9 protein-coding genes and 2 pseudogenes are annotated in these 12,167 nt (G+C 55.8%); 4 read left to right on the top strand and 7 right to left on the bottom strand.

Annotated elements, in window-relative coordinates; genetic code table 11:
* Positions 1 to 323: 323 nt before the first annotated feature.
* The 6 genes from FJV83_RS33900 to FJV83_RS33880 form a co-directional block, all read right to left on the bottom strand.
* Positions 324 to 1,319, bottom strand: a complete 996-nt coding sequence (locus FJV83_RS33900) for a succinylglutamate desuccinylase/aspartoacylase family protein (RefSeq protein WP_063169313.1) — start codon at positions 1,317 to 1,319, stop codon at positions 324 to 326.
* A gap of 319 nt (positions 1,320 to 1,638) precedes the next feature.
* Entirely contained in the window at positions 1,639 to 1,881 is a 243-nt protein-coding gene (locus tag FJV83_RS36670) for a hypothetical protein (RefSeq protein WP_127273917.1), read from the bottom strand.
* 24 nt (positions 1,882 to 1,905) lie between these two features.
* Complete coding sequence (locus FJV83_RS33895) at positions 1,906 to 3,684, bottom strand: ABC transporter permease subunit (protein ID WP_063169314.1); 1,779 nt, start codon at positions 3,682 to 3,684, stop codon at positions 1,906 to 1,908.
* Between the two features lie 20 nt (positions 3,685 to 3,704).
* Entirely contained in the window at positions 3,705 to 4,793 is a 1,089-nt protein-coding gene (locus FJV83_RS33890) for an ABC transporter ATP-binding protein (RefSeq protein ID WP_224570037.1), read from the bottom strand.
* A gap of 190 nt (positions 4,794 to 4,983) precedes the next feature.
* Positions 4,984 to 6,090, bottom strand: coding sequence for an ABC transporter substrate-binding protein (locus tag FJV83_RS33885; RefSeq protein WP_063169315.1), 1,107 nt, complete (start codon positions 6,088 to 6,090; stop codon positions 4,984 to 4,986).
* Positions 6,091 to 6,152: 62 nt separating this feature from the next.
* A complete protein-coding gene (locus tag FJV83_RS33880) occupies positions 6,153 to 7,316 on the bottom strand; it encodes a M20 aminoacylase family protein (protein ID WP_063169316.1) in 1,164 nt (387 codons plus the stop codon).
* A 443-nt stretch (positions 7,317 to 7,759) separates the two neighbouring features.
* Between FJV83_RS33880 and FJV83_RS36665 the strand changes: the two genes are divergently transcribed.
* Both FJV83_RS36665 and FJV83_RS33875 read left to right on the top strand, forming a co-directional pair.
* The gene (locus FJV83_RS36665; protein ID WP_164548526.1) at positions 7,760 to 7,930 is read left to right on the top strand and encodes a hypothetical protein; all 171 of its coding nucleotides are present in this window, start codon (positions 7,760 to 7,762) and stop codon (positions 7,928 to 7,930) included.
* Positions 7,931 to 8,015: 85 nt separating this feature from the next.
* A pseudogene (locus FJV83_RS33875) lies at positions 8,016 to 8,647 on the top strand (IS5 family transposase).
* A 2-nt stretch (positions 8,648 to 8,649) separates the two neighbouring features.
* Here the strand turns inward: FJV83_RS33875 and FJV83_RS33870 are convergent.
* Positions 8,650 to 9,825: a Xaa-Pro peptidase family protein gene (locus tag FJV83_RS33870; protein ID WP_063169317.1), complete on the bottom strand. Its 1,176-nt coding sequence runs from the start codon at positions 9,823 to 9,825 to the stop codon at positions 8,650 to 8,652.
* Between the two features lie 258 nt (positions 9,826 to 10,083).
* On the opposite strand from FJV83_RS33870, the gene FJV83_RS36660 reads away from it, so the two are divergent.
* Together FJV83_RS36660 and FJV83_RS33860 are read left to right on the top strand one after the other, a co-directional pair.
* A complete protein-coding gene (locus FJV83_RS36660) occupies positions 10,084 to 10,239 on the top strand; it encodes a hypothetical protein (RefSeq protein ID WP_164548527.1) in 156 nt (51 codons plus the stop codon).
* A 155-nt stretch (positions 10,240 to 10,394) separates the two neighbouring features.
* A pseudogene (locus tag FJV83_RS33860) lies at positions 10,395 to 11,851 on the top strand (MFS transporter).
* Positions 11,852 to 12,167: the final 316 nt, after the last annotated feature.

Below are 12,167 nucleotides of genomic sequence, written 5' to 3'. Positions count from 1 at the left end.
CGATAAAGTTGTTTTACGGGCGTCAGCGGGGACGGCACCGTCCGCCTCCCCTCTTGGTCGCGGTGCGCCGGATCGTCGCCCCTGCTTCCATAACAGAAGCTAGGCGATCAATCCGTCCGGCCAGCTCCCATCTCGGACCGCCACTTTCAACCATGGTTAGTATAAACCAAGCGATCAAGGATCAAGCAATCTTTTTGGCATGATTTTGGAAGACAGGATCAGCCGCTGATCGATCCGAGGAGCTGGCCTATAAGCTCCAGTCGAGGCCAGTGCCTTCATACCGGAGTTACTACAGCTGGCCAAGGCGCGGCTAATCTGTACCTCTAGTTATGCAGCGGCCGCGCAAGGATGGCTACCCCTTCATTGCGGTCGACATGCGCGCCCGATCCTATGGCTAGGACGATTGATGGCCCAGGCGCTCGGATGTCAATGGACGGAGCGGAAACAGAATCCATAGAGTGTAGGATACCTATAAGATCTCCCGACCTCACTTCATCCAACACAGAGCAGCGAGGTTCGAAGATACCCTGCGCGGGCGATTTCAACTCGTCTGATATCAGCGTCTCAAGGGTCTGACTGGACCTTTTGTTACGGAAAGACACGTCCTCGACTTTTCCTTCGACGAGTCCAAGCATAACGAGCGCGTTGCGAACTCCAGCTTCATAAATCGCTAGAGCTTCTGCGCTAACCGTACCACCGCCGAATTCCGCGCAAACGAATACCTTCCCTAGGCTATGTGCCCAACTGTCGAACATCCCAGCCGTGTCGTCATGTTGCCAGAGCAATGTTACGGGCAGCTTAAATGCCGCTGCCATTGCGAGCGTCTTAGCCATGAGATCCGCATCAGCAATTGGATGCGTGATGACCGCCGGGGGAAAATCCCACGTTGGGCCGAAGCTGTGCAGATCGAAAACGATGTCGGCATTTGGCAACAATACGCGTGAAACCGCATCCGCGATTCGTTCCGTAACAGACCCGTCGGCACGGCCCGGAAACACGCGGTTCAGATTCAAACCATCAAGCGGAGTATTGCGGCTCCATGCTTGAACTGCCAATGGATTAAGCACTGGCAGCACGATGATCCTACCACTGGTTTGCGCTTGTGGCAGCCACTCGATAAGCCGCCGCGCGACTAATGGCCCCTCCATTTCATTGCCATGATTCCCACCGGTGATAAGAAGGCGCGGTCCATCGCCCTTATTAAGACTAAAAACCGGAAGCGAGAACTCTTCATGGTCGGCGCCTCCCGGCACAACGAGGTGTCCTCTGCTCACGCCATGCGCATCGAGATCAAACGTAAGATGTGGTGCTTCGTTCATTGCTTAACCTATTGCGGGTGATCTGGCGACTTTGACCGGGCATATGGTCTTGTACACGGCTATTTTTTTCGCCTGGAACTATGCACACGCGGTCACCACTTCGCCAATATAATGTCCGAGACGGCACCATCGCGTTTTCAGATGACCAGGGCTCGCTCTGCTGACCTGTCCCTTGGTTCGTCACCTTGATCCCGGTGCACTAAGGGAGGAGGAAGGTCAAAGTCGCGGTGGGTAGCCGATTTCAGAAATCGCGCGATCAGCCGGTTGACGTTGGCTAGCTGTTCGTTGTTCAGACGGGCGAAGGATCTGTGCGATCCGGTCAGCGCCGTTGACCTCGAATTCCATCCTGGCGCGCAGCAAGAGGATCGGCAGGTCTGAGCTTGCTGGCGAGCAAGGCCGGCCGATCCCAGACATAGTCCGAATCCTTGATCCGCATGTGCCAGATGATAATTGCAAGAGCTTTACTGGTTTCCGTTTTGGACCAGGTGGCCATTTTATCCGCCCGTTGAAGCCCCGAACAGATGCTTGTCGCCAGTCCGTAGGAATAGGTCGGACGCATCATCAGGAAGTGGATCTGCCACGCCAGTTAGGCAGCGGCTTCCTGTAATGTTCGCTGCATGCTCGGTCGAGAACGCCACCAGACGGCATAGAGGACAAGCATCCAGATTAAAGGCAGAAGCATCAAAAGAGAAGCGACTGCAGCAATCGTCGGGTCGATTTGGTGGCGGATATTCTCCAGCATCTTCAAGGGCAACGTCCGCACCGACAGACCGCCGACCAAAGACGTTATGACCGCTTCATCGAATGACTGGAGGAATGCGAACATGGCGCCGCCGATCACTCCCGGCCTGATTAACGGCAGTGTTACGCGAAAAAACGTTTGCAGTGGTCCGGCACGCATACTCTTGGCCGCCTGCTCTAACGTCCGATCGAAGTTGGCCAACGTCGCAGAAACGATCACCACCACAATTCCAACAGCGCCGATACTGTGAGCGAGGGCGATACCACCCTTTGTGCCGATTAGACCAATCTGGATGAGACCCAGATAAGTCGCGATACCGACCACGATAACTGGAAAGGTGATAGGCGTGATTATGATCATTGTCAGCACGCCGCGAAGTCTTGCGCTTATTCGGCTCAATCCGAAAGCAGCAAGTGTTCCCAATAGAGTAGAAATAACAGCTACCTCGACACCAATCTCGACGCTGGTCCAAGCTGCTCCGCTCCAAGATGCATCGCCGAAAAACGAGCGATACCATTGAAGCGACAGGCCCGAAGGCGGAAATTGCAAAAATGCCCCGGAACTGAACGACATGATGACAACGATTATCCCTGGGAATAAAAGAAAGGCCATCACCAAAACGATAAAAACGATCGCGACGACTTTAGGCCATCGCCTTTCCGCCCCAGGCACGTAGCGCCGTCCCGTCCACCGTTTGACACGATAGGGACGCAGAATTTCGCTGAAGTTTCGTTTGATAACAAGAACAATGGGTAGTCGGGACATCGAGCCCTTCGGAGCTCGAGTTTGGCTTTGCTCTTGTTTGCCGGAGAGGTCAAGCCCGACCATGGAAAGCACCACAATGGCAAACCCGAGAAGGATGAAGGACGCAGCGGCAATGCGCGGAATATCGAACGAGCTATTCACCTCGGCCGCAATGAAGGTTGAAAGCATGGCATCGCGCAATCCCCCAAGTGCCGCCGGCGTGATATAGAATCCTAGGCAGAACACAAAAACTAGGAGCGAGCCACTCCGTGCGCCTGGAATGCTAAGGGGGAGAAATACACGCCTGAAAGCGGTGAAAGGTCCCGCTCCCATACTGCGTGCAGCAGCCATCAAGGACCGATCGATCCCCATCATCGCACTAACCAAGGGAAGTATCATCATCGGCAGCATGATGTGGACCATGCCAATATAGACCGCGGTTCGGTTATAGATGAGTTGCAGAGGTCGATCGATCAATCCGACGTCCAGCAAGATGTTGTTGATGACCCCGCGATCCCCAAGAATAACAATCCATGCGTAGGTACGCGCCAGCCCACTGGTCAAATAGGGGATGATCACGAGAGCGATGAGCGTCATGCGCAGAGTCTTGGATGCCGTGACGATCAGATACGCGGTTGGATAGCCTACGATTAAGCAGATGGCAGTTGCGACCAGACTTATTTCTATCGTTTGAAAGAGCACCCGCACATTAGCTGGCTGGGCGAAAAACGCTCCGTAGTATTGGAACGAGAAATCGGGGGCATTGACACTGCTTAGGAAAAGCAAGGTTATAGGGGCACCGAAAACCACAAGCAAAAGCGCGAACGCGGGCGCGGTTAACCCAAGTGGCACCTTGGCCATTCTGCGCAAAAGCTTCATGGATATCCCTTATCAATCGCTTATGGCGAAACGAAGCGAATGTCTGACCGCAGCCACGTGAGGCAAACCTCCTCGCCTGGCTGGAAAACAGGTTGGTCTGCCGCGACATGTTCCCGGACGATGAGAACATTGTTGCCAACGCGAACATGGTATTTTCGCAGAGGGCCGGCAAAAATCATATCGTCGACCGCACCGGCAACATATTGCCGCTGGTCCGTTTGAGCCCACTCCGCAGTCTTCGGAAGTACACTGATGCGCTCTGGCCTTATCATCGCAACGGTGCCGATTTGCGGCGCGTTGCCCCCTCTGGCCAGCAACAAGGCATCCTCGAGAATGTTCGCCTCACCCAGAAATTTAGCGACAAAGCACGATGATGGCCGATCATAGAGGGCCTCTGGTGTATCGATTTGCTCGACACGTCCTGCGCGCATTACAACAATCCGGTCTGACAGAGTAAGCGCCTCCTCCTGGTCATGCGTAACGCACACCGTCGTGATACCGAACTCCTTGTGCAAGCTCTTCATCTCGATCTGCATCTGCTCACGCAGGTTACGGTCGAGTGCGCCAAGCGGTTCATCAAGTAATAGGAAGGGTGGATCGGCAATCAGCGCGCGGGCTAGCGCCACGCGCTGCTGCTGACCGCCACTCAATTGGGATGGCATGCGACCGCCGAATTCCCCTAGATGCACGCGCTCAAGCATACGGGCTACCCGAACCTTCCTCTGATCGGGAGCCATGCCCCGCATTTCGAGAGGGAATTCCAGGTTTCGAGCCACTGTGAGATGCGGGAACAGCGCATAGCTCTGGAACACAATTCCTTGATCGCGCCGGTAGGACGGGACCGAAGCCACTGAATGGCCGGCGATCATAATATCACCCGAACTCGGGGCCTCAAAGCCGGCCAAGAGCATCAGGGTAGTGGTCTTACCCGAGCCGCTCGGGCCGAGAATCGTCAAGAACTCGCCGCGACGCACGGTCAGCGACAGATCCCTGACCGCCGGAACACTCCCGTACATCTTGGTAACACTGCTGAACTGAATTTGTGGCACCGATTGGTTCACATCTGCAGCGTCAACTTCCGAACGGGGGGCGGTATTCATTGCGTGCATGTTCACTGTGGCTCCTCCACCATCGCTGGCGTGCATTAGCAGGCATTTGCCGTACCTTCTGCCGTCGTACCCGATGCCGTGAGCGGAGAGGCTAGTGGGCTACCCCGCTCCCCGTCACATTTTCAGCATCAGTTTCGACTTTAGCCCGGTATGGAGTTACCCCGACCGGACTTTCGCACTTCAACCAACCCTACTGCAGGATCCACTCATTCCACCGCTGGATAAGCATCTCAGTGTTGGAAACACCGCTGGGGCCTACCTCATTGTACCATTTGCCGTTGATGGAAACGCTGCTCTTGATGTAATCTGGGTGGGTAGGGAGCTTGCGCGCAACTTTCTCGGGAAGAAGTTTGAACGCATTGCCGTTGCTTGGTCCCTCAGGAAACAATTGGCAAAATGCTGCCTGACGTTCCGCGCGAGTGGCGAATTCGATAAACTTCTGCGCAGCCTTCGCGTTGGGTGAACCCTTTGGAATGACCCAATAATCCCACTGCAGCTTCGCCTGGTTTCGATTGATCTCCGTCGCGGCGCCCTGATCGATCAACAGTAGAGCTCTTCCGTCATACGATTGAGCGATGTCAACGACCTTATCATGCAACATCTGTTGAATCTCTGATCCGCTGCTCCACCACTTACGGATGTGCGGCTTTATTTTGTCCAAACTGGCAAACACCCGGTCGATATCCATCGGGTAGAGCTTATCGGGAGATACACCGTCCGCTAACAGGGCCTCTTCCCAGGGTCCTTCTGAACCAAACTGGCCGGACACCAAGGTGCGAACGCCGGGAAACTTATCAGCATCCCAGAATTCAGCCCAGTTTGTCGGCCGGGGTTTATCAGCTGGGAATACGTCTGTGCTATATACCATATTATATGAGTAAATCAAATTTGCCACGCCAAACGGTTGCTTGGCAAATTCATAAATTCCGTCTAGCTCTTCTTTCCTGAACAAGGAGTAATCAATTTCTTCAAGAATTCCTTTCTTAGCTGCGACCAAGCCGGACCCTTGCGTAAGCGCCCCGACATCTACCGTGACATTGCCCGATTTTACCATCAACTCGACCTGTCCCATACCCATGTCGTCGGTGATTGGGTTGACCTTGATACCGGTCTCAGCTTCAAATGGCTTAGCGTAAGCCTCAATGTTAGCCTTTCCCCAATCGCCGCCGCCTAGCACTACGTTGATCTGGTTGGGTGTTTGGGCCGCAACGCGGCCCGCAATTGAAGACAGAGCGCCAGCCGCCATGGCGGTCGATGTCGCCTGCAGCAATCGTCGGCGATTTATTTCGTATTTCATGTCGTTACCCTCTTCTTGTGATCTCAGCCTTGATTAGCCAAGGTTGTTTTGCTTGGACAATGTCATGGTGCTAGAGCAGCCTCGGCCAAGTTGACCCAGTATCCAATGCCGTATGGCAGTGCTTCATCGTTAAAGTCGTAGGTTGGATTATGGAGAGCAGCAGTCGATCCATTTCCAAGCAGTATACATGCCCCCGGCCGCGCCTCTAGCATGTACGCGAAGTCCTCTGACCCCAAACTAGGTTTGACTTTGGGGTTCACCGATGAATGGCCGACCAGAGCACGCGCCACCTCTGTTGCCCGACGCGTTTGATCGGGATGATTGACAGTGAGGGGCTCCAGGCGGCGATGCTGAAACTCGACCTTCGCCCCGGAAGCGCGTGCAATATTTTCCGCGCACGCCTCAATCTGTTTTTCAGCGAAGTCGCGCAAAATCGGTGACAGTGTCCTGACTGTTCCGGCAATCTCCGCGCGTTCGGGAATGATGTTGTAAGCTTGTCCGGCGTTCAGCTTTGTGACGGAGATCACCAGGGACTCGGTGGGGTCCGTGTTGCGTGAGACTAGTGTCTGCAAGCCTAAAATGATCTGAGCTGCAACAACGACGGGGTCAATTGTCAGATGGGGAGCGGCCGCGTGACCCCCTCTGCCTTTGACCACAATATCGAACTCGTCGAGCGCGGCAAAAATCGAACCTTCGCAAATGCCGAACGCACCAACCTCCATGCCTGGCCAATTGTGCATGCCAAAGACCTGAGATATCCCGAAACGGTCCATGATCCCCTCCTGGACCATTCTTTGGCCGCCGCGGCCATCTTCCTCGGCAGGTTGGAAGATCAGGGCAACGGACCCTTTGAAGTTCCGGGTCGCGGCGAGGTATTTCGCGGCGCCAAGGAGCATTGCAGTATGCCCGTCGTGACCACACGCGTGCATCTGTCCGGACCTTTTCGACGTCCAAGGTTTGCCTGAAGCTTCGAGTATAGGCAGAGCGTCCATGTCGGCCCGCAACCCGATAGTGGGCCCATCTCCGAGTTGACCTTGGATCAACGCAACCACGCCGGTTTCAGCTATCCTGCACTCGATGTGGTTAATCCCGAAGGAAGCCAGCTTTTCCGCCACAAATGCCGCTGTGTCATTCACCCGATAGTCAAGCTCCGGATTCTCGTGCAGGTACCGGCGCCAAGTCATCGCTTCGATCTCGATCTCCTTGAACCTGTCAACGCCAACCATAGGCACGTTCCCGCATTTGAGTAATTTGGATCAGGCGCCGGTGCGTAATTAATGATCGATGCCACCGGTGTTTTCGTCAAATGCAGTTTGGATATCGTAACCATCTAGAACCGAGATAGCCCCGCGTTCAGGCCTCGGTGTTGGCGCCGGCGACTGCGACCCGATAACAAGCCGTTTGCCCTCAAATGGATAAGCTTCGGCCTTAGAGGACCAGCTGCGAAGTGCTGGCAATCATAAACTCTGGCTCTGCTGGCAACGGCCAATGGCAAAGGTCTGAGTAGGAAGAGCTGTCACCATCGCGACACTCCTCCCCCTCCCACGACCTACTTTCCAGGACTGCATGCGCTTTGCCACTCAATCCGCAAACCGCAGACCCTAGGCGGCGTGGACAAATTCGATGTTAGCAGGGTCGCTTTCCTGCGATCGGGTTGTTAGCATTGGGAATGACACTGGAAGAAGAGAGCGAACGAGCTACGTCGATGCTGATTGGCAAGGTTGTTCGCCGTGTCATGCGCCACCGCGATGGAGAGGTGGTGATCGAGTTTGAGGATGGCAGCCGATTTTTCGCGGATAGCGACAGCCCTCTCGAACTGTCCATCACCTTGGCGGAATAGTATATCCGCCTTACGGAATTTCGGACGTCGATGCGATTGACGTAGCCCAAGAGGATTGATTCAAGGCTGCTTTTTGGAGGCAGGTTTGAGCAGGGGCGATCTCACCGAAGCAGAATGGCGTGTTCTCAAGGGCTTGCTGCCCATCGACCCTGACAAACGCGGCCGAGGTAGACCTCCCAAGCAGAATCGTTCGATCATCAACGGCATTCTCTGGCGGCTCCGCTGCGGCGCTCCATGGCGGGATGTCCCGCCCAAATACGGCAGTTGGAACACCATCTATCGTCGGTTCCGACGCTGGAGCGAGGCCGGGGTCTGGGAGACCGTGGCGGTAATGCTCGCCGAGGTCATGGCGGACAGCGGCCACTACAGCATCGACAGCACCACAGTTCGCGCCCATGTCTCGGCAGCGGGCGGAAAAGGGGGACTCGTGCACCGGACGCCTTCCTTGCGGACAAGGGCTACGATGCCGATACCATTCGCGCCGATCTCGCCGAGCGGAAGATTAAACCCGTCATACCCGGCCGATCAAACCGCCGCGTGAAGATCGAGTATGACCGGGCGCTCTACAAGCAGCGGAACCGAATCGAGCGCATGTTCGGCCACCTCAAAATCAACCGGGCCATTGCCACCCGCTACGATCAATTGGCCAATAGCTTCCTCGGAATGGTCTACCTAGCCACCGCCAGATACTGGCTCAAATTTGTCCACGCCGCCTAGCATCACGCCCGATAAAGTGTTGGCGGGATTTCGCTCAGGAGTTCCGCGCCGCGCTCTGTCACGAGCACGTGTGCGCCGGCACCAAATAGGTAGCCACTTTCGCTGCACAAAATGTTTGGCATGTGCAGGGTCATGCCAGCTCGGAGTGGTTCATTTACATCGGGCTCCAGGCTTAGGTCGCCGCGCTCAGTCCAATTGATGCCAGTTTGGTATCCTGTTCGTTGGCGGAAGACGCCCTTGCGTCCAGATCGCTTCAACACCTCGCCCCCAGCAGCGTGAACGTCCGCCGGCGTAGCACCTGGTCGAATCGAGGAGACAAGGGCCGCAATGACCTCTTCAGCCAAGCCGTGCAAAGATTCGGTTTCGGGATGTTTGCCAAGGACTGCGCATCGAACCATTCCCACTGTATACCCGTGTTTCGAAGCCCCTATCTCCAGAAAGGCAGGTTCGTTGTTGCTGAGAGGATGATGGGTCGCTGGCGCATGGGGCAACTTCACTCGCTCTCCAAACAAAATGGTACCCGGCGCAAGCCCGATATCCCCAGCGGCGTTGCTGGGGTCGTTTGTTACCGCCGCAGCTAGGGCCGCTGCCATTTCGATCTCCGTAATGCCGGGACGAAGCGATTGCTGAAAGGTTCGAATTGCCACGTCAGTGAGTCGAACAGCATCGCGCATACACGCCAACTCAAGTTCTCCTTTCACTGCTGACACTGACGAGACCAGTCGGGTGACGTCAGTAATCTTCAGATCCGGGAGCTGGTCTTGGACTGCGCGCACGTCGGCGGGCGCGAGATTCCAGCAGCCAAGCTCGAAACCGACTCGCTTATTGTCCAGTCCGAGTCGACGCAATACATCGGCGCAGACCCTGCCAAAATCAGGCTGATGTGTATAGGTTTCAATTTCCTCGATGCAGCTATATGAACGTACTGCCTGCTCGTCATATTCTCGGACAACAAATATCGGGACCCGACCCGGCATCAGAATAAGAGGGAAAGGCGCGAAATATCCACCGCTCCCATCGTAGCCGCTGAGATACTTCAAGTGGCCGTGCGCCGTTACTACGATTGCGTCCAAGCCTGCCGTAGCAACCGCATCCAGCACATTGTTTTGCCGGCGCTCATACTCTGATATCGGAAACGGTACACCAGTCAGAGGAATTGCGGAGCGTGTCGTCGCCATATCTCACCTCAATCAGTGTGTCGTGGTTTGGTTGCGCAAAACGCGCGATCGCGTCCATGTTCGAAATTGAACAAAAGCTTCGCCGGCTCATGCGGGGTGACAATCCCCTTTCCTGGCGGCTAGCGTCAAATGCTGTTTTTATATCGGCTGCATCTCGCAGCGAGATGCGCATAGTGCCTTCATCGGCCGCTCAATGCAGGCAACGCTGGTCTCCGACAGCTTTGTTCTCGCCAGAGGATCGCCGACAAAGGCGCCGAGTTGCTCGGCAAGCTCGTCAGCCTCGGCCAGAAGAACCATGCTGACGACCTTGAGCTTGGCAGCGAGTCGGCGCGCCTTCGCATTCTTGCCGGCGAAGCCGCCGACGCCGGGGGAACTGTGCCGGCGCCACGCAACAGCATGTTTGCACTGATGTAAGGCCGCTGCGACACCAGCGACGGCTCTCCGCCGCCACCTCCGCATCTCGCTACCAGATGACACTAATACAAAGACTGCATTTGGCGCATCCGACGTGTAAGAGGATCGTGTCGCGCGAAGTGGTTAAGCTTGGCGGAACCGAATCGGTCGGAGCAATGAGCAAAGCGGCGGGCGCAGATGCGGATGTAGTTTCGCCGAAGACGTTTGCGCCGCTCAGGAATACGACATTTCGCTCAATCTGGTTTAGCCTCTCAAGTCTCTTCCCTTGGCTGGCTGATGCAGACCGTTGCTATCAGCTGGCTAATGGCAACGGTTCCGACCTCCGATCTGATGGTTGCGCTCGAGCAGGCTTCGTCTAACCTGCCCGCTTTCATTTTGTCCATTTTCGCTAGGGGTTCTCGCCGACAACTTCAGCCGTCGAAGAGTCATGTTCGCCGGCCGATGCCTAATGGTAATAGCATCCGCGATGCTACGGCTTCAGTGGTGCTGGGCTTTATCGCCCCGTGGATGATCTTCGGCTTCAGCTTCTTGATCGCAAGTGGTGCCGCGCTCAACGATACCGCCTGGCAGGCTTCTGTTGGCGATATTGTGGACCGACGCGAAGTTCCCGCTGCCGTCACCCTCCTCTCCATTGGCTTCAACACTGCACGGACCGTGGGACCGGCGCTCGCGGCATCATGATTGCGTCGTTCGGACTTATGACGGCTTTCGCTATGTTTACACTCACCTATATGATCCCTTTGGTCACCATATGGCGATGCAAATGGAAGGTTCGCTCCTCACTTCTCCCACGTGAGTCAATGAGGACGGCCATCTATGACAGGCTGCGCTTCACAGCGATGTCATCGGAAATCAAGACGGCGATCGCCCGCGGAACCTTCTTTGGCCTGTCGGGCATCGCCATACTCGCACTGCTGCCATTGGTTGTCCGCGATCAGCTGGGCGAAGGACCGCTCGCCTATGGCACCATCATCGCCGGCTTCGGCACAGGCGCCGTCATGGCTGGCGTCGCCAACAGCCTATTAAGACGGAGCTTGTCAGAAGAGCAACTAATGACGCTGGCATGCGTCGCCTGTGCGGCGTGCTCCCTTTTTCTGGCACTGCCTCTTCCATTGCGAGCGGCGTCCTGTTTCCCCTTCGCGAGGGTCGCGAGGCCGAGCCCGACCCTTTGGAGGAATTCGACGCGCCGGCAGTCGCCCTCAGTCTCAAGCCGAGAAGCGGCCCCATCGTGGTCAAAGTCGAGTACCTCATACTCGTGGAAAATCTAGAAGAATTCCTCGCCATGCGCGGGTGCCGGCATGTACAGAGTCGCGTTGGTGCTCGGCACTGGACTCTCCAGCGCAACCTTCAGGAGCCTGTGCTATGGACGGAGACATTCCGTACGCCGACCTGGACCGACTACCTTCGCCTGAATCATCGCCTTACCGAGGCCGACAAGGAACTGGACGAGAGAATCATCCTCCTCCACAAAGGAAAGCATTCTCCACGAATAACATTGTCAATCGAGCGCCCCACGAGTGCTCCACGCAAGCCTGAGTCATCAACGCCTTTTTTCCCCCGCCATTCAACGAAACGGCCAGCGTGCCACCGCAGGCTGAATGAAGATACATAAGAAGGCACGTCAACTGCTAACCACATCGGGCGGGCAACAAGCATCGCCGCCTTCGGGTATATGACAGACAGAATGTAGCGGACTTGAAAAATGAAAGGCGCTCACCCACCGCCAACATTTCTCGGCTGGTTCCCGGCATTCAAGGTCCTGCGGCTATACGCGAAGGCGGCAAGCCGCGTTGAAGTCGTCGATATTCAGTCGCATCGAAGGACAATGACGTGTTGCCCTGATGCCACTCTCTGCGAGGTTAGCTTGTTTCTCGGATGAGGAGACAGACAATGGTCTGCCCCCTGAAAGGTCCTCCCTGAGGTATGTG

The sequence above is a fragment of the Mesorhizobium sp. WSM4307 genome, from assembly GCF_007003945.1.
GTDB lineage: Bacteria > Pseudomonadota > Alphaproteobacteria > Rhizobiales > Rhizobiaceae > Mesorhizobium.
Note: the sequence above shows the minus strand (reverse complement) of the source record. Positions and strands in the feature narration are given on the sequence as shown.